Raw genomic sequence first — 16693 nt, 5'->3', positions numbered from 1 at the left:
GCAAATGGCGGGGGCCCGCAGCGCCGGCCACGAGGCGGGCCAGCGCCACCAGTTGCGCACGTCTCAGCGCGGCATGTAGGTGAGGCGAAGGGAAGCCACGCCAGCAGCAAGATTGACGCCGGTCTGGACCTGGGCGCTGAGCGGCTGCAAGGCGAATGAATTGCGCGAGCCGCCGACGAGCACATTGGCTCCCGCCCCGACCAGGGCCGACGCGGATGCGGTGGCGCCCGAGTATCGTCCCGCGAGAGCCCCGCTCGGAACCGTGTTCGTGTGGGTCGCCACACGCCAGATCATGACGCTGGGCCCCTGGATGCCGAGGTCCAGCCCCACCCGCGAGAGACGGGCGCTGTAGGCCTGTTCAGGCAGTCCGTTGGAAGGGGCGAACGTGCACTGGAGTTGCTGGCGCGAGCCGACGATCAGCCCGATGTTCCGATCCCCCTTGCAGGTCAGCAGGCCGGCCACGAGCGTCGCCTCGCCGGCCTGTGCCGGAATGGACAGGCCAAGCCCGAGAACGAGTGAGGCGGCAGTCAGCCACCGCGTTGATGAATTCGGGATCATGGGCATCACCTCCAGCTTGGCGTTTTTTTCCAGCCTATACCCAGGGTTGTGAACTGCAAGGATGCGCTCGCAGGCGCCTAACCCGGCACGGCACCTCGACATGCCCGTGCGAACTCTCCATCTAGGAGTGATGTCTTCCACTCCTGTCCCGCAGGCGACGAGGCTCGGATCCCTCCGGCTCGTGCCGGCGCTCATCCGCATGGTCTACGAGGCCAGCCCGACGCTGACCGTGGCGAGCTTCGTGTTGCGCACTGCGCGCGCGCTCCTGCCCCTCATGGTCCTTTACGTCGCCAAGCTGATCCTCGACGAGGTCGTCGTCCTGATGCGGCTGCCGCCACTGGACGGTTTCAGCGCCTGGTGGCAGAGCGGACGCCTCGACCATCTGGCGACGCTCGTCGGGACCGAATTCCTGCTCGGGATCGCGACCGATGGCCTGGCCCGCGCCAACTCACTCGTCGACAGCCTCCTGGCCGAGCGCTACAGCAACCACGCCAGCATCCGCCTGATGAACCACGCGGCGACGCTCGACCTCGAGCAGTTCGAGGACAACGAGCAGCAGGACAGGCTGGACCGCGCCCGCCGGCAGGTGACGGGCCGCACGACGCTGCTCTCCCAACTCTTCGGCCTCGCGCAGGACCTGCTCACGGCGGTGTCGCTGACGGTGGGGCTCCTCGCCTACGCGCCGTGGCTGATCCCGCTGCTGACGGTGGCCCTCCTCCCCGCGCTCGTCAGCGAGCTCCACTTCAACGCGCAGGGGCACCGGCTGAACTACTTCCGAACGCCCGAGCGCAGGCAGCTGGACTATCTGCGCTATCTCGGCTCCAGCGTCGAAACGGTGAAGGAGATCAAGCTTTTCGGGCTGAACGACTTCCTCGTGAAACGCTTCGGCGGCTTCGCGGAAAGCATGTATCGCGACAATCGCGGGCTCGCGATCCGCCGGACGGCATGGGGAGGCGTCCTGGCGCTCCTGTCCTCTCTGACCTACTACGGCGCCTACGCCGCGATCATCTGGAAGACGGTGACGGGCCACTTCACGATCGGTGACCTCAGCTTCCTCGCCGCATCCTTTCTCAGGCTCCGGACCCTTCTGGAAAACCTGCTTCTCGGGTTCTCCCAGGTGGCGGGGCAGGCCTTTTATCTGGAAGACCTGTTCTCGTTCTTTGATATCCGCCCGTCGATCCGGTCACCCAACGACCCGCTCCCCTTTCCCGCGCCGATCAGGTCGGGCTTCGTCTTCCAGGATGTCGGCTTCCGCTATCCACAGTCGGATGCGTGGGCGGTGCGCCACCTGGACCTCTCCATCGCCGCCGGAGAAGTGCTCGCGCTGGTCGGCGAAAACGGTGCCGGGAAGACCACCATCGTCAAGCTGATGGCCAGGCTCTACGATCCGACGGAAGGCCGCATCCTGCTCGACGGCCAGGATCTACGCGACTACGACCCCGAGGAGCTGCGGCGCAAGGTCGGTGTCATCTTCCAGGATTTCGTCCGTTTCCATTTCACGGCGGGCGAGAACATCGGCATCGGCCGCGTGTCCGAGCTCGAAGACCGGGACCGTGTGCGCGACGCCGCCGCGCGAAGCCTCGCCGACCAGGTCGTGGCCCGCCTGCCGCGCGGCCTTGACCAGCCGCTCGGCCGGCGTTTCGACGAGGGCGTCGACCTGTCCGGAGGCGAATGGCAGAAGATCGCGATCGCCCGTGCCTACATGCGCGACGCCGACGTGCTGATCCTCGACGAACCCACGGCCGCCCTGGATGCGAGGGCGGAGTTCGAGGTATTCCAGCGCTTCAGGGATCTGAGCCGCGGCCGCACGGTCGTCCTGATCTCCCATCGCTTCTCTACCGTCCGCATTGCGGACCGCGTGGTTGTTCTGGGCGACGGGCGGGTCCTGGAAGAGGGTTCGCACGCCGAACTCATCGGCAAGGGCGGCCGATACGCCGAACTCTTCGAGTTGCAGGCGGCGGGTTACCGATGAAGCACCGGCGGGCGCCGCCCATCCCAAGGGCGGTCTCGCCAGGTCAACGTTTCCTTCATGGCGAGGGATTGCGCGTGTCGTGATCCTTCGAAAGCAGCGGCAGGCCCAGCGCCGAGGACAACGGCGTCTCAGTCTTCAGCAGGCTTGACCATGGCTCTTGGCTTTTCGTCAGCAGGGGCAGGCCGAAATAGGACGAAATCGTCGTCCTGCCCGACAGCAGAGCACCACGGGTCGGCATCCAGCCGGTCAGGAGGGGAAGCCCGAAATAGTGCGAGAACGTCCATCCCCTCTTCGTAAGGGCCGGGGGCATGAGATCGCCGGAGAGGAACAGGAGGTCGCTGTCCAGCAGGGTTGCACGTGGGTCTGCCGAGCGGCGCGGGGACGGACGCGACTCCACGTAGGCGTCGGCTGGCGATACGCCCACATCCATAGCCGGGAAATCAGCCAGGATGTCGTGGGTCCGCAAAGCCGTCCCGAACGGCGCGCGCACAACCAGCAGCGACGCACCTTCATCGACATGCCCGGCGTAGATGACCGCGGCCGATGGGTAGACACCCGCCTGCTCAATGGCAGCGAGATCGTGCGCGACCGGCCGCCCGCCGGCCTCGGTTGCTTTGTAGATGAGGCTGATCGCCGAGTTCGGGCAGCCGTCCGCATTCAGGGCCTTCTTTGCGGCCTCGGCATCGGCAAGTGCCCGGTAGAGCCGCGTAATGAGCGTCGTCATGATCCCTCCGACCATTCCTTTGAGCCTGAAAACATGAACTGCGCCGGCCGATTCCCTGCCCCGGCTTAAGCCTCATCCAACCCTCTGGCCCGACCCGCCCGCGGAAAAACGCGCCGCCGTCCCCTGTTCGGGCCATTCCGACTGTGGCCGACCCGGCCGCCGCACGGCCAGCGGCGCCACGACGGCCAGTGCAACGAGCAGGAAGATGACTTCCGCTGCATAAACGACCAGGAAAGCGCTCGCGCCCTGGTGGGCCGACGGGCCAGCCCACCCCATGACCACGTCGCGGACAACTCCTCCCATGGCGATGGCGAGACCGGCTGCGGTGGCCTGCACGGCACCCCAGGCGCCAAGCGCCAGGCCCGCCTGCTCGGCCGGCGCCTCGTTCATTGTCGCCGTCAGCGTTCCGTGGCCGAACAGGCCCGCGCCCATGCCGACGAGCAGCGTCCCCAAAGCAAACGGCATCACGGCCTGCAGCGGGCCTGCGGCAATGACCAGCAGGAACGCCGGCACCCCGACAAGCAATCCGATCGCGGCCATCCGCATCGGGTCGAAACCACGGCCGAGGATCCGGGAGGCCAGCGCGAAGCCGAGCAGGCCGCCGACAGCGAGCGTCGCCGTGAGCTTCGTCGTGTCCGCCACGGCGAGCCCCAGCACCTGCCCGCCATAGGGCTCGAGAAGCACGTCGGCCATGCCAAAGCCCATCGTGCCCAGACCAATGGCGACGAGCCGCCGCTTTGCATCGCGACCTCGGACAAAGCTTTGCCACGAAGCGCGAAAGTCTGGTGCGGCCTCCGCGGCGCGCGCACGTGCGGAGTGGCGTGTCTCCTGTTTCCACAGGGCCACCACGTTCAGGATGATAGTGGCGACAGCCGCAGCCTGGATGACCCGGATCAGGCGCCCGGGACTGAAGGGATCGAGGACCGCGCCGAAGATGAAGGCGCTGGCCACCATGCCCAGCAACAGCATGACGTACATCAGGCCGACCACCTTCGGGCGCGATGCGGGTGGCGCGAGGTCGGTCGCCAGGGCGAGGCCGACCGTCTGCACCACGTGAAGTCCCGCGCCGACCAGAAGAAAGGAGAGCGCGGCGGCTGCCTGGCCGACCCAGACCGGAGCCCGTGCCGAGTCTCCCGCACCAGACAGGACGAGCAGGGCAAACGGCATGATGGCCAACCCGCCGAACTGCAGCATCGTCCCCTTCCAGATGAAAGGAACCCTGCGCCAGCCGAGCGCAGAGACGTGAACGTCCGACCGAAAGCCGATCAGCGCCCGGAACGGCGCGAAAAGAAGCGGAACCGAGATCATGATCCCGACGAGCGACGCCGGGACACCGAGCTCGACGATCATCACGCGGTTCAGCGTGCCGATCAGAAGCACGAGCGCCATGCCGACAGAAACCTGGAACAGGGACAGCCTCAGCAACCGGCTCAGCGGCAGGTCCGGCGTGGCGGCATCGGCAAAGGGTAGAAAGCCGGGCCCCAACGTCACCCACGTCTGCAGAACCTTTTGGCTCATCCGGTTCATATGTCGCGCTCGCTGAAGGAGGCAGGACCGTGTTCGGGGGCGGGCCGCTCAAGGTCCGCCCCACGGGCCAGACATGCTGGGGAGATCGCCCGCTACTTCGGGATGATCAGGTCGGTCGCCATCGCTGTCGTAGTGGCCTTTGCATCCGGAACCCCGGGCGCCGGGAACACCACCTTGCCGGTCCTGCCGTCGGGAAGGACGATGGTCGCCTCCTGCACCGCATTCCCACCGCTTCCGCCACTGAAGGTCACGGTGGCCGTTGCTCCGGACGCGGGCAGCGGGACGGCCTCGTTGGACGCCGTCTTCACCTTGCTCTTGCCGTCCAGGAACTTGGCGACCCAGGTGGTGTTGCGCAGCACGGCCACGTGGACCGAGAAGGACGCGACAGCCACTGCGGTGAGGAACAGTGGAACGCCGACTGTAGGCTTGACTACAAGCCAAATCTTCGCGTTGTTCATGATTTATAACCTCACCCGAGCCATGGCGAATAGAGGAACGCCAGCAAATGGGCGATCACCGCGATGACTCCAAACACGCGCGTACCATCGATGATATGCCGGTGGAGTTCTTCAGCTTCTGGCAAAGTCAGGCCGGACGGCCACACCCTGTTTGGATCATAATTCATCTTCAGCTCTCCTGAGACATCGCTCTCGAGCGAACTGCAAAGCAGAGGCAGCCGCACGGCACCGAATGCGACAGTTGGTCACAGCCGCACCTACAGCAATGTCATCCTGGATTGACGTTGACAAGCGTCAATTGAAATGGACACATCTATTTTTGGATGCGCTTGGTGATGGCGTTCGGCGTGCCGGTCGCAGGGGGATCCTGACTCTCTTCAACCCCGCCCAATCCAGCTGTATGACGCGCCTGAACTTGCGGTGGCCGCCAAGCGGGCATATACCCGCACCATGGCGACCTGCTACTGCGACGTCCTCAGACTGGCGGCCCGGAAGATCTCTGCCCGCTACGACGCGGCGCTGGAATCGACGGGCCTGTCGATCGCCCAGTTCGCGCTGTTGCGGAAGATCCAGCGCGCCGCGCAGCCATCCCTGACGGAAATCGGCCGCAGGGCCGGTCTCGATCGCTCGACGGTCGGCCGGAACGTGCGGGTGCTGGTCAAGGCGGGCCTCGTCGAGTTCGTGGCGGCGAAAGACCAGCGCGAGGCGACGGTTCGCCTGACGGAGAAGGGAGTCGCAACTCTCTCCGGCGCCGAACCGCTCTGGGCGATGGCCCAGGCCGATATTGAGGCCGCGCTGGGCGAAGACGCAGCCGAACGGTTGCGCGCTCTCGCGGACGCCTTGTGAGTTCTTTTTCGACCTAATGCGGGTATATACCCGGAGGAAACCACCGATGGCCGACGCATCCCCCGCCTCCCACCCTCCCCGCCGCGCCGCGGGCACCGCGGTTGCGGCGGCCCTGGCGCGTCGCGACATCCACTACGGGTGGGTGGTGGTGGGCGTCACCTTCGTGCTCATGCTCGCGACGGCGGGCGCGATGGGCTCGGCGGGCGTGCTGATCGAGCCGCTTCAGCAGGAGTTTGGCTGGAGCAATGCGGATATCTCGGCCGCCCTGGCGTTGCGCCTCGCCATTTTCGGCCTGATGGCGCCCTTCGCAGCCGCATTCCTCAACCGCTTCGGAGTGCGTCCGGTCGCCCTCACCGCGCTCGCCCTGATCGCCGCCGGCGTGCTCGGGTCGCTCGCGATGACGCAGATCTGGCAGCTGGTACTGTTGTGGGGCGTCGTGATCGGGGTCGGCACCGGCATGACGGCGCTGGTCCTGGGGGCCACTGTCGCGACGCGCTGGTTCTCGCACCGGCGCGGGCTCGTGGTCGGCCTGCTGACGGCGAGCAACGCCACGGGCCAGCTCGTCTTCCTCCCCCTGCTGGCGGGGCTGTCCACCCATTTCGGCTGGCGTATCGCGCTGACGGTGGTGGTCGCCGCCCTGGCGCTGGCGGCCATTCTGCTGGCCGTTTTCATGCGCGATCGGCCGGCCGATGTCGGGCTGCCACCCTATGGCGAGCGGGAGATCGTGCCGGCCCCGGCGGCGACCCCGGGTCTGTCGGTTCTTCTGACCGCGCCACTGGCCGCGCTGCGGGACGCTTCGCGCACCCCTGTCTTCTGGGTTCTGTTCCTGACCTTCTTCATCTGCGGCCTCAGCACCAACGGGCTGATCCAGACGCACTGGATCACGCTGTGCGGCGACTACGGAGTCGCGCCTGTCGGAGCGGCCGGGATCCTCGCCGTCATCGGCGTGTTCGACCTGATCGGCACCGTCATGTCCGGGTGGCTGTCGGACCGCTACGACAATCGCTGGCTGCTGTTCTGGTACTACGGCCTGCGCGGGGTCTCGCTGATCTTCCTTCCCTCGTCCGACTTCTCCGTCGTGAGCCTGTCCGTGTTCGCCGTCTTCTACGGGCTCGACTGGGTCGCGACCGTTCCGCCCACCGTCCAGCTCACCGCCCAGCGCTTCGGCCGGGAGCGCGCCAACCTCGTTTTCGGGTGGGTGTTCACCGGCCACCAGCTGGGCGCGGCCACGGCGGCCTTCGGCGCCGGATTCGCGCGGACGACGTTCACGACCTATCTGCCGGCTCTCTACGCAGCGGGGTTTGCCTGCCTTGCTGCGGCGCTGCTCGCCCTGTGTGTCAGCCGAGATCCCAAGACTGCGACCGCTTGATCTCATCAACGCCGTCAACTGTGAATGTCACATGCCGACGCTATGTGCTCCTATCGGGCAACGAAGGAGGACGCACATGGCCGCGATGACACTCTGGGGCTTTGACGGCTCGACCTATGTCCGCACCGTCAAGATGCTGCTGGCCGAAAAGAACTTCACGGACTTCGAGCAGGTTCAGCTGAACGTGCTCGCCGGCGACCCGAAGACACCGGAGCATCTCGAGCGCCACCCCTTCGGCAAGGTCCCCGTGCTGGATCACGACGGCATGCGGATCCTGGAGACAACGGCGATCTGCCGCTACCTCAACGACATCCTTCCGGGGCGCTCGCTCATTCCGGCTACGCCGCGCGATAGGGCCCGGATGGACATGATCGTCGGCCTCGTCGACTCCTACGGCTACGGCAATCTGGTCGGCGGTGTCGCGGCCTATCACCTCTTCCCCGACTTCGTGGGCGGCAAGAACGAGGCGATGCACAAGGCCGGGGTGGACGCCGGACGCAAGGTGCTGGAGCTCGCCATGGAGACGCGCGGCACCTCCCAATTCATTGCCGGCGACCTGAGCCTCGCCGACCTCTACCTCGCGCCGATCCTGTTCTACATCTCGCTCACGCCCGACAAGGACACGCTGTTCGCCGTGCCGGGGCTAGCGGAATGGTGGAGCAGCGTGGAAGCGCTCCCGAGCTACCGCCAGACAACGCCCGATCTCGGCTGAACCTGGAAGCTGCCTTCAGGCACGGTCCCGACCCTCCGGGGCAGGTCCTGCCCCCGACGGCGAGAGCCGGCCTGCCCTCACAGGGGCGGGTCGAGCCCGTCCAGCCCGATCATGAACCGGTCCGCCACCAGCCCCGTGGCGCCCGGCCGGCCGATGACCACGACCTTGGCTCCCGGCCGAAGCCCGTCGGGCCCAGCGGGCTCCAGCGCCACGACGGGCGTGTCCGCCGTGACCTGGACGCGCTGCTCACCGCCGGGATAGGTGACCGTAAGGGCTCCGCCTCCCGTGTCGCCGACGACCCCCACCGTTCCGTTCGTCATCGTCTTGCCGGCCGCAGGGTCCATCGGCCGATGCCCCTCCCCCGCCCCCCGCATGCTCTCCGGGAAGATGTGCACCTCGACGGCCCGGAGCGTCCCGCCTGCCGCCGGCAGTGCCGCGGCTCCCACATAGCTTCCGGGACGGATGTCGGACAACGAGGCGCGCCGGACGGCGGAGTAGCGTGTCTCCGGTGCAGTCTGCGCCATGATCTCGGTTCCGTCCGGGGCTGCCAGCTTCACCGTGGATCCGGTGACTGCAACGACGGTGGCGTGCACGCGGGCCTGCTGTGCTTCGGCGGCAAGGGCAGGCGTGGCAACCACAGAAACAAGCGCGGCAAGCGGAGCAACGAACCTGATCATGACTTCACCGATCCAATGAGTGAGAAGCGGACCATAGGAACCTTCCGCCCGCCCGCGCCACCTGCGATGGGCAAGCTCCCGACAGTGTGAAGACGCTCAAGGCAATCGCGCAGTGGCAACCACCGCGATTGCCGGCGGCAGGCTGCTCGGCTTAATCTGAGCCGGGCGAGTACGTCAGTGAGTACCATCTCCATGCGGCGACGGTTTCCATCCGGCCTCTCCGGGCACGGGCGCCGTTCGCCCCCATTGGTCGCCTGGCTCCTCGTGCTTGGCGGCCTTCTCGCCTTCCTGGCCGCCAGTACCCCGGTGAACGCCGCCGAGGCCTCCAAGCCCCTGCGCGTCGCCACGCGCATCGTCCCGCCGCTCGTCATCTCCCGGGGCGAGACGCTGGACGGCTTCAGCATCGAGCTGTGGGACGGCATCGCCAAGCGCATCGGAGCCAGCACCACCTACACGGTCGAGCCCGACGTTACTGCGCTTCTCGGCGCCGTGAGGGAAGGCCGGGCAGATCTCGGCATCGCCGCGATTTCCATCACCGCCGAGCGCGACCGTGATTTCGACTTTTCGCAACCGATCTTGTCGGCCGGGCTGCAGATCCTGGTACGCGAGACCGACGGTTCAAGCACGCAGAACCCGGTGCGAGAACTGCTGGGCCTCCTGCTCTCGCCCGCCATCCTGGTGTGGCTCGGCGTAGCAGCGCTCCTCATCATCGTGCCCGCCCATATCGTCTGGTTCTTCGAGCGCCGCCATCCCGCGAGCCCTCTTGCGTCGGATGCCTATTTCCCAGGGATATTCCACGCCCTGTTCTGGGCGGCGGGGGCGCTGGCGACCCAGGCCGACCTGATGCCGCGGCACTGGGTGGCGCGCCTCGTCGCCGTGATCTGGATGTTCGTCGGTGTCGTTTTCGTCGCGTTCTACACCGCGCAGCTGACGGCGAGCATGACGCTGCAGCAGCTGCAGGGGATGATCCGGGGGCCGGACGACCTGCCCGGGCGTAGCATTGCGACGACGAAAGGCAGCACCGCCGCGGCATGGCTCGCGCAGCACGGCATGAAAGCTGTCGAGGTGCAGAAAATCGAGGACGCCTGGTCGGCGCTCGACAACAAGGACGTCGACGCCATCGTGTTCGACGCCCCGGTGCTGCTCTATTACGCCCAGCATGGCGGCAAGGGGAAGGTGGCGCTGGTCGGCACGCCCTTCCGAAAAGAGGACTACGGGATCATCCTGCCGCGTGACAGCGAGCTCCGGCATGACATCAACCGCGCTTTGCTCGCCATGCGCGAGGACGGCTCCTACCAGACGATCTACGACCGCTGGTTCGGGAGCCGCTAGACGCACGGAAGTCCCCCTGAAAGGTGATCCGCCGCGCGCACTCCCACGTAACGCTGAAATACGGGAGGACTTCATGAACGAGGAATTGGTTGTCCAGACGATCCTGACCTTCGAGAAGTATCTTTCGCGCAGCGAGACCGACGCAGAAGCGCTCGGCACTGCGCAGTCGAGGGGCTGGATCGACAGCGAAGGCCGCCCGACGGAAGAAGGCGTCCGCCTCTTCGCAGCCCTCGCCTCCCAGAGCGATACGCGCAGCGCGTTTCGAAACCTCGTCTGGGCTTAGGTCGTCCTGCAGCCGCCGGCAAACGGCGGACCAAGCACGAACTCTGAATGTCCCCGGACTGCAATACACCTCCGCAATCCCGCTGTGGCGGGATGACGCAGGGTTGTGACTGTCGGGATGCGAAATGCGGGCGCGCCGCGCGCTTGGCTCAACGCCGCATCTTCCGGAACACTCAACCTTCCCATCGTGTTCAGCAGTCCCAACATAGCGCTTACGTCGGCGAACTCATCTCGCTTTAGTGCACGGTTCCCGGCTGGCTCCGGAGGATGCTGGCACCTCACTGGAGCAAACGAATGCGCCTCTTCGCAGGGTTGACCGATGCCGGCCCGGGAGATCCCATGACGCGGGTTTCAGCCGCCTGCTGGGGAAAACCGCGATGGCGCACGGTGAGACGAGTTCCGGACGTACCTGGGGAGTACCCGGCCACGGGCACGGCGCGTCCTTCGCCTGCACCTGCGGGCTAGTGCGCGGCAAGGTCGAGTCCACCGGGCCTCGCGCCGTGAATCGCGTCGTCTGCTACTGCGACGACTGCCAGGCCTTCGCACATTGGCTCGAACGGCCCGATCTCCTCGACGCCAAAGGCGGGTCGGACATCGTGCAAGTGGCGCCGGCATCCATGGTCCTTACGCAGGGCAGCGAGAAGATCGCGGGGGTACGGCTGTCGCCGAACGGGCTGTACCGGTTCTACGCAGGGTGTTGCCGTACGCCGCTCGGCAACACGGTCGGTGGGCGCATTCCCTTCGTGGGCGTGGAGGCACAGGCTTTCGCAACGGACGGCCAGCAGCCCGACGCCGTCTTCGGGAAGCCGCTCGGCGCGATCAAGGGCGAGTACGCCGTCGGAGGGCCACCCCCGGGTTCGAAGGGGATGCCGCTGGGGCTCGTGGCGCGCGCGATCTTCAAGGTTTTGTCCTGGCGTCTCTCCGGCCGCGCGTGGCCTCACCCCTTTTTCGACCGCGCAACAGGACAGCCGAAGGTCGCGATGGTGATCCTGCCGGCAGACGAGCGTGAAAAGCTGCGGCACCGCTGCGGGCCGATGCCTCGCGCCGGTGTTGCGATTTAGCAAGGCTGCGCCGAGGGGCTGTAAGCCATCGGTGGACTCGTGCCGACGGGGCATTGACACGGCTCGCGCCCCGCTGAATTAATCAGATGTCAGACCAATTCAGAGCTCAGGCGCGTGGCCACGCACACTCTCTCGCCCCTGCCGTCGGCCGATCGCGTAGAGGGCGTGATGCGCGCCATAGCGGACTTCATCGCACGCTCGAACCTCCAGCCCGGGAGCCGCCTGCCCACCGAGCGACAACTCATGGCATCCCTCGCGGTGGGCCGGTCCACGGTGCGTGAGGTCATCCGCAAGCTTCAGGCGCTCGGGGTGGTGGAATCCCGCAAGGGAAGCGGCACCTACCTGGTCAGGACCCTCTCCGCCGACGCCATCCACCTGCCCCTCACCATCGACGCCTCGACGCTGCGGGACCGGCTCCTGCAGACGCTCGACGTGCGGCGAGGCCTCGAGGTGGAAGCGAGCGCTCTGGCCGCACAGCGCCGGACTCCCGAGGACATCGTCGTCATGGCCGAGCGCCTGGACGAGATGGAACGCGTCCATCTCGAAAAGGGCACGGCGGGACGCGAGGACCTCGCCTTCCATCTCGCCATCTACGATGCCACCCACAACCCGCTCTTCGGGCAGTTGCTCGAGCAGATGCGCGAGGCCTTCGAGCGCTTCTGGGACAAACCGTTCGACCGGCCGGACTTCGCGCGCCGCTCCTTCCCGTTTCACCGCGAGCTCTTCGACGCCATCCGCACTGGCGACGAGGCCACCGCCCGCCACAAGACCCTCGCCATTCTCGCGATCGTCGAGGAAGACATCAGGGACATGTCGCAATGAAAGACGCTTCCAGCGACCCCATCGCCCGCGCCGCGATGATCGTCGCGCATGATGGCGGGATCGCCTACGACGCCGTCGTCCCGCCCATCGTGCAGACCTCGCTGTTCACGTTCGGCAGCTTCGACGAGATGGCGGAGACCTTCGCCGGGCAGCGCGCGCGTTACGTCTATTCGCGCACTACGAACCCCACCGTTCGCGCCTTCGAAGAGAAGCTGGCGGCGCTCGAGGGCGCGGAGGACGCGATCGGCTTTGCCAGCGGCATGGGTGCGATCTCCGGCGCGATGCTCGCCTTCCTGCGCCCCGGCGACCGGATGGTGTGCGTGAAGCACGTCTATCCCGACGCGTACCGGCTGTTCGAGACCCTCCTCAAGGAGTTCGGCATCAGCGCCACCTATGTGGACGGGCTCGACGTGGACGCAGTCGAGAAGGCCTTGCCAGGCGCGAAGCTCCTCTACCTGGAAAGCCCCACCACCTGGCTCATGGAATGCCACGACGTTGCGGCGCTCGCTGCGGCCGCGCGCCGCCATGGCGTCATCAGCGTCATCGACAACAGCTGGGCGACACCGGTCTTCCAGCAGCCGGTCAGCCTCGGCGTCGACATCGTCGTGCACTCGGCATCGAAGTATCTCGGCGGCCACAGCGACGTCGTCGCGGGCGTGGCCGCCGGCCGGGCCGACCTGATCAAGCGTATCCGGACCAGCGTCCACCCTTACCTCGGAGCCAAGCTGGCGCCGTTCGACGCCTGGCTGCTGGTGCGCGGCCTGCGGACACTGCCGCTGCGGATGCAGGCACACCGCGACGCCGGCCTTTCCGTCGCCCGGCGGCTTGCCTCCCATCCCAACGTCACGAAGGTGTATCACCCCGGCCTCGGAAACACGCTCCCTCCGGGCCTGTCGGGCACGTCGGGGTTGTTCTCTTTCGCACTCGACGAGAGCGTCGACATTCCCCGGTTCTGCGACACCCTGCGCCTGTTCAAGATGGGCGTAAGCTGGGGCGGGCACGAAAGCCTCGTCGTTCCCGCGATGGTGACGCGGGGGCAGGCCGCCGGTCCGAACTCGGCCGTGGATTTCGGCGTTCCCGAGCGCTCCGTCCGCATCCATGTGGGGCTGGAAGGCGCGGACGCGCTGTGGAGCGATATCGACCAGGGGATTGCCGCCGCGAGGCGGTGACCGGAACCGGGTGGGCTCGCGCCGATCCGCACCAAGGGCCAGTCCGGCCTGACAACGAAGAGGACGAAGGGGAAGGACGATGTTCAGAAAGATCCTGCTGGCGGCGACGGCCTCGCTGCTCCTGGCGGTGCCCGCCAGTGCCGACACGACGCTGAAGCTTGTCGAGGTGATCACCAGCCCCGAGCGCACGGAGACTTTGAAGGAGATCGTCAAGGGCTTCGAGACGGCCAATCCCGGCGTGAAGGTGGAAATCACCTCGCTGCCCTGGGGCCAGGCGTTCGAAAAGTTCGCCACCATGGTCTCGGCCGGCGACACGCCCGACGTCGTCGAGATGCCGGACCGCTGGCAGGCGCTCTATGCCAACAAGGGCATGCTGGAGAGCCTGGAGCCGTGGCTCGCCAAGTGGGAGCACACCAAGGACCTGAACGACCGCGCCCTGCAGATGGGCCGCTACGTCGGCGACAAGGCCTACGCCCTGCCCTACGGCTTCTACCTGCGGGCCATGTTCTACAACAAGAAGCTGTTCAAGGAAGCCGGACTGTCCGGCCCGCCGAAGACGCTGGACGAGTTCGTCGATGCCGCCAAGAAGGTCTCGGCTCTGCCGGGCAAGTACGGCTACTGCCTGCGCGGCGGCCCCGGCGGCCTGAACGGCTGGATCATGTTCGGCGCCACCGCCAACGGCGACAACACCTTCTTCAAGGCCGATGGCACGTCGACGCTCTCCGAGCCCGGCTGGGTCAAGGGGATGAGCGTGCTCACCGACCTCTACAAGTCCGGCGCGGCTCCGAAGGACAGCGTCAACTGGGGCTTCAACGAGATCGTCTCGGGCTTCTACTCCGGCACCTGCGCCATGCTGGACCAGGATCCCGACGCCCTGATCGCCATCGCCGAGCGCATGAACAAGGACGACTACGACGTCGCTCCCATGCCCAAGGGCGCCGGCGGCAAGGCCTTCCCGACGCTGGGCTATGGCTCGTGGTCGATGTTCGCCTCGTCGAAGGACAAGGACCTGTCCTGGAAGCTGATCGCCACGCTGGCGGGCCCGGAAGGCAACATCGCCTGGAACAAGAAGATCGGCGCGCTGCCGATCTACAAGGGCGCCGAGAAGGATCCCTTCTACGCCGATCCCAAGTTCAAGGGCTGGTTCGAGGAACTCGCCGACAAGGACGTCGTACCGACGGTGATGCCGACCTACCTGTCCGAGTTCGCCTTCTTCGCCGACTCGATCGCGGTGAAGACGACCCAGCAGGCGCTGCTCGGCCAGGTCACGCCCGAGGCAATGGCCAAGCAGTGGGCCGATTACCTCACCAAGGCGCAGCAGAAGTACCTCGCAGCCAAGAAGTGAAGCCAGCGGTGCGCCGGGCCCTCCGGCGCACCGCATCTCACGCACACGAGTGGACAAAACGATGGCGGCGGCGAAGGCCAGGGCGGTACAGAAGGGCGGACGGCGCTGGCTCGCGCTTGCCGTCGAGCCCTGGGTCTACGCCTCCCCTGCCCTGCTGCTGATCGCCGGCGTGCTCCTGGTGCCGCTCGGGATCGGCCTCTCCTACGCTTTCCGCAACATGCAGCTGCTCGACCCGATGAGCGGCGACTTCGTCGGGCTCGAGAATTTCCAGACGCTGTGGACCGACCCCAACTTCTGGAACGCCCTGCGCAACACAGTGGAGTGGACCCTCGTCTCCGTCGTCCTCCAGTTCGTGCTCGGGCTCATCCTGGCGCTGATGCTGAACCGCCCTTTCCCCGGCCGCGCCGTGGTTCAGGCACTCGTCTTCCTTCCCTGGGCAGTGCCGACCTTTCTCTCCGGCCTGAACTGGGCCTGGCTGTTCAACCCGGTCGTCGGCCCGCTGCCGCACTGGGCGGTGGCCCTGGGGCTGGCCAGCTCTCCGGAGAATATCCTGTCGAACCCCGACCACGCGCTGTGGGGCCCGATCGTCGCCATCGTCTGGTGGGGCATCCCGTTCTTCGCCATCACCCTGCTCGCGGCGCTCCAGTCCATCCCGAAGGACGTCTACGAGGCCGCGGAGATCGACGGGGCGGGCCCGTTCCAGCGCTTCGTCTCGATCACCGTGCCGTATCTCGCGCCGACCATCGTCATCACGGTGCTGCTCCGCGCCGTGTGGATCGCTAACGCAGCCGACCTGATCGTCGTGATGACACGCGGCGGCCCGGCGGACTCCACCCAGATCGTGGCGAGCTACATCTTCACGCAGGCCTTCCAGCGGCTCGACTTCGGCTATGCCTCCGCCATCGCCACCGTGCTGCTGGTCCTGATGCTGGCCTATGCGCTGGTGCTGGTGATCGTGCGCCAGCGCCTGATCCGGGCGAGCTGAGCCATGCGCGGATCGCCTGGACGCAAGGCCCTGTTCTGGACCTTCCACTACGTGGTCATCGCCTTCTACGTAGCGCTGGCGCTGTTCCCGCTCTACTGGCTTTTGAAGGTGTCTGTGACGCCGAACAAGCTGCTTTATTCCGAGGGCGTGCGGATGTGGCCGTCGCAGGCCAGCCTTGAGCACTACGTCTCCGTCATCCGCCACACGGACTTCCCGCTCTTCTTCCGCAACAGCGTCATCGTCTCGGCCGGAACGGCCATCTTCACGACGCTGGCAGCGGCCGGCATGGGCTACGCCCTGTCCCGCTACGTGTTCCGCGGCAAGCTTTGGCTGGTGGGGCTGATGCTCGTCACCCAGATGTTCCCGCTGGTGATGATCATTGCGCCGATCTTCCGCATCTTCTCGCCGCTCGGGCTGACCAACAGTCTGACGGGGCTCGTGATCATCTACACCGCCTACAACGTACCCTTCGCGGCCTTCCTCATGCAGTCCTTCTTCGACGGCATCCCGAAGGAGCTGGAAGAGGCGGCGATGACGGACGGAGCTACGCGCTTCACCGCGCTGCGCCAGATCATCCTGCCGCTGACGCTGCCCGGCATCGCGGCCACGCTCGGCTTCGTCTTCACCGCCGCCTGGAGCGAGCTCCTCTTCGCGCTGATGCTGAACTCGAAGCAGGACGCGACGACATTCCCGGTCGGCCTGCTCACCTTCGTCTCCAAGTTCTCGGTCGACTTCGGGCAGATGATGGCGGCGGGCGTGCTCGCCCTCATTCCCGTCTGCATCTTCTTCTTCCTGATCCAGCGCCATCTCGTGCAGGGCCTCACGGCCGGCGCGGTCAAGGGCTGAGAGGCGTC

General features: G+C 66.6%; 18 protein-coding genes. 12 read left to right on the top strand and 6 right to left on the bottom strand.

Features of this window, described 5'->3' with window-relative positions:
* Positions 1 to 63 precede the first annotated feature (63 nt).
* Positions 64 to 558 carry a DUF992 domain-containing protein gene (locus AC5JCN_RS01005; protein WP_495753136.1) on the bottom strand — a complete coding sequence of 165 codons (495 nt, stop codon included), beginning with the start codon at positions 556 to 558 and terminating at the stop codon, positions 64 to 66.
* 130 nt (positions 559 to 688) lie between these two features.
* On the opposite strand from AC5JCN_RS01005, the gene AC5JCN_RS01000 reads away from it, so the two are divergent.
* On the top strand, positions 689 to 2530 hold the full coding sequence (locus AC5JCN_RS01000) for an ABC transporter ATP-binding protein (RefSeq protein WP_495753135.1): 1842 nt from the start codon (positions 689 to 691) through the stop codon (positions 2528 to 2530).
* 55 nt (positions 2531 to 2585) lie between these two features.
* Here the strand turns inward: AC5JCN_RS01000 and AC5JCN_RS00995 are convergent, their stop codons facing one another.
* From AC5JCN_RS00995 to pufB, 4 genes are all read right to left on the bottom strand, one after another.
* Complete coding sequence (locus AC5JCN_RS00995; protein ID WP_495753134.1) at positions 2586 to 3254, bottom strand: hypothetical protein; 669 nt, start codon at positions 3252 to 3254, stop codon at positions 2586 to 2588.
* Between the two features lie 72 nt (positions 3255 to 3326).
* Positions 3327 to 4781, bottom strand: coding sequence for a PucC family protein (locus AC5JCN_RS00990; protein WP_495753133.1), 1455 nt, complete (start codon positions 4779 to 4781; stop codon positions 3327 to 3329).
* A 92-nt stretch (positions 4782 to 4873) separates the two neighbouring features.
* A complete protein-coding gene (locus tag AC5JCN_RS00985; protein ID WP_495753132.1) occupies positions 4874 to 5239 on the bottom strand; it encodes a light-harvesting protein in 366 nt (121 codons plus the stop codon).
* A gap of 11 nt (positions 5240 to 5250) precedes the next feature.
* Complete coding sequence (gene pufB, locus AC5JCN_RS00980) at positions 5251 to 5406, bottom strand: light-harvesting antenna LH1, beta subunit (RefSeq protein ID WP_495753131.1); 156 nt, start codon at positions 5404 to 5406, stop codon at positions 5251 to 5253.
* A gap of 283 nt (positions 5407 to 5689) precedes the next feature.
* Here pufB and AC5JCN_RS00975 point away from each other — a divergent pair, with 283 nt between their 5' ends.
* The 3 genes from AC5JCN_RS00975 (at position 5690) to AC5JCN_RS00965 (ending at position 8166) form a co-directional block, all read left to right on the top strand.
* Entirely contained in the window at positions 5690 to 6085 is a 396-nt protein-coding gene (locus tag AC5JCN_RS00975; RefSeq protein ID WP_495753130.1) for a MarR family winged helix-turn-helix transcriptional regulator, read from the top strand.
* Positions 6086 to 6131: 46 nt separating this feature from the next.
* Positions 6132 to 7454, top strand: a complete 1323-nt coding sequence (locus tag AC5JCN_RS00970; RefSeq protein WP_495753129.1) for an MFS transporter — start codon at positions 6132 to 6134, stop codon at positions 7452 to 7454.
* A gap of 76 nt (positions 7455 to 7530) precedes the next feature.
* Positions 7531 to 8166, top strand: coding sequence for a glutathione S-transferase family protein (locus AC5JCN_RS00965; RefSeq protein ID WP_495753128.1), 636 nt, complete (start codon positions 7531 to 7533; stop codon positions 8164 to 8166).
* Between the two features lie 77 nt (positions 8167 to 8243).
* Here AC5JCN_RS00965 and AC5JCN_RS00960 read toward each other — a convergent pair whose 3' ends face one another.
* Positions 8244 to 8843, bottom strand: coding sequence for a hypothetical protein (locus tag AC5JCN_RS00960; protein ID WP_495753127.1), 600 nt, complete (start codon positions 8841 to 8843; stop codon positions 8244 to 8246).
* 177 nt (positions 8844 to 9020) lie between these two features.
* Between AC5JCN_RS00960 and AC5JCN_RS00955 the strand changes: the two genes are divergently transcribed.
* From AC5JCN_RS00955 to AC5JCN_RS00920, 8 genes are all read left to right on the top strand, one after another.
* Positions 9021 to 10175: a transporter substrate-binding domain-containing protein gene (locus tag AC5JCN_RS00955; protein WP_495753126.1), complete on the top strand. Its 1155-nt coding sequence runs from the start codon at positions 9021 to 9023 to the stop codon at positions 10173 to 10175.
* Positions 10176 to 10248: 73 nt separating this feature from the next.
* A complete protein-coding gene (locus AC5JCN_RS00950; protein WP_495753125.1) occupies positions 10249 to 10458 on the top strand; it encodes a hypothetical protein in 210 nt (69 codons plus the stop codon).
* Positions 10459 to 10834: 376 nt separating this feature from the next.
* Entirely contained in the window at positions 10835 to 11518 is a 684-nt protein-coding gene (locus AC5JCN_RS00945) for a DUF6151 family protein (RefSeq protein WP_495753124.1), read from the top strand.
* 168 nt (positions 11519 to 11686) lie between these two features.
* Positions 11687 to 12340 (top strand): FadR/GntR family transcriptional regulator, encoded by a 654-nt coding sequence (locus tag AC5JCN_RS00940; protein ID WP_495753722.1) that lies wholly within the window; start codon positions 11687 to 11689, stop codon positions 12338 to 12340.
* A complete protein-coding gene (locus AC5JCN_RS00935) occupies positions 12337 to 13509 on the top strand; it encodes a PLP-dependent transferase (RefSeq protein WP_495753123.1) in 1173 nt (390 codons plus the stop codon). The genes AC5JCN_RS00940 and AC5JCN_RS00935 overlap by 4 nt, the downstream gene beginning before the upstream one ends.
* Before the next feature lie 79 nt (positions 13510 to 13588).
* Positions 13589 to 14854, top strand: coding sequence for an ABC transporter substrate-binding protein (locus AC5JCN_RS00930; RefSeq protein ID WP_495753122.1), 1266 nt, complete (start codon positions 13589 to 13591; stop codon positions 14852 to 14854).
* A 61-nt stretch (positions 14855 to 14915) separates the two neighbouring features.
* Positions 14916 to 15839: a carbohydrate ABC transporter permease gene (locus tag AC5JCN_RS00925; RefSeq protein WP_495753121.1), complete on the top strand. Its 924-nt coding sequence runs from the start codon at positions 14916 to 14918 to the stop codon at positions 15837 to 15839.
* A 3-nt stretch (positions 15840 to 15842) separates the two neighbouring features.
* Entirely contained in the window at positions 15843 to 16685 is an 843-nt protein-coding gene (locus AC5JCN_RS00920; RefSeq protein ID WP_495753120.1) for a carbohydrate ABC transporter permease, read from the top strand.
* The last annotated feature ends 8 nt before the right edge of the window (positions 16686 to 16693 follow it).

It is taken from the genome of Alsobacter sp. (assembly GCF_059501845.1).
Note: the sequence above shows the minus strand (reverse complement) of the source record. Positions and strands in the feature narration are given on the sequence as shown.

Excerpts from the sequence above, each read along its gene's own strand:
- AC5JCN_RS01005 (WP_495753136.1), bottom strand. The coding sequence starts at position 558 with ATGATCCCGAATTCATCAACGCGGTGGCTGACTGCCGCCTCACTCGTT.
- AC5JCN_RS01000 (WP_495753135.1), top strand. The coding sequence starts at position 689 with ATGTCTTCCACTCCTGTCCCGCAGGCGACGAGGCTCGGATCCCTCCGG.
- AC5JCN_RS00995 (WP_495753134.1), bottom strand. The coding sequence starts at position 3,254 with ATGACGACGCTCATTACGCGGCTCTACCGGGCACTTGCCGATGCCGAG.
- AC5JCN_RS00990 (WP_495753133.1), bottom strand. The coding sequence starts at position 4,781 with ATGAACCGGATGAGCCAAAAGGTTCTGCAGACGTGGGTGACGTTGGGG.
- AC5JCN_RS00985 (WP_495753132.1), bottom strand. The coding sequence starts at position 5,239 with ATGAACAACGCGAAGATTTGGCTTGTAGTCAAGCCTACAGTCGGCGTT.
- pufB (WP_495753131.1), bottom strand. The coding sequence starts at position 5,406 with ATGAATTATGATCCAAACAGGGTGTGGCCGTCCGGCCTGACTTTGCCA.
- AC5JCN_RS00975 (WP_495753130.1), top strand. The coding sequence starts at position 5,690 with ATGGCGACCTGCTACTGCGACGTCCTCAGACTGGCGGCCCGGAAGATC.
- AC5JCN_RS00970 (WP_495753129.1), top strand. The coding sequence starts at position 6,132 with ATGGCCGACGCATCCCCCGCCTCCCACCCTCCCCGCCGCGCCGCGGGC.
- AC5JCN_RS00965 (WP_495753128.1), top strand. The coding sequence starts at position 7,531 with ATGGCCGCGATGACACTCTGGGGCTTTGACGGCTCGACCTATGTCCGC.
- AC5JCN_RS00960 (WP_495753127.1), bottom strand. The coding sequence starts at position 8,843 with ATGATCAGGTTCGTTGCTCCGCTTGCCGCGCTTGTTTCTGTGGTTGCC.
- AC5JCN_RS00950 (WP_495753125.1), top strand. The coding sequence starts at position 10,249 with ATGAACGAGGAATTGGTTGTCCAGACGATCCTGACCTTCGAGAAGTAT.
- AC5JCN_RS00945 (WP_495753124.1), top strand. The coding sequence starts at position 10,835 with ATGGCGCACGGTGAGACGAGTTCCGGACGTACCTGGGGAGTACCCGGC.
- AC5JCN_RS00940 (WP_495753722.1), top strand. The coding sequence starts at position 11,687 with ATGCGCGCCATAGCGGACTTCATCGCACGCTCGAACCTCCAGCCCGGG.
- AC5JCN_RS00935 (WP_495753123.1), top strand. The coding sequence starts at position 12,337 with ATGAAAGACGCTTCCAGCGACCCCATCGCCCGCGCCGCGATGATCGTC.
- AC5JCN_RS00930 (WP_495753122.1), top strand. The coding sequence starts at position 13,589 with ATGTTCAGAAAGATCCTGCTGGCGGCGACGGCCTCGCTGCTCCTGGCG.
- AC5JCN_RS00925 (WP_495753121.1), top strand. The coding sequence starts at position 14,916 with ATGGCGGCGGCGAAGGCCAGGGCGGTACAGAAGGGCGGACGGCGCTGG.
- AC5JCN_RS00920 (WP_495753120.1), top strand. The coding sequence starts at position 15,843 with ATGCGCGGATCGCCTGGACGCAAGGCCCTGTTCTGGACCTTCCACTAC.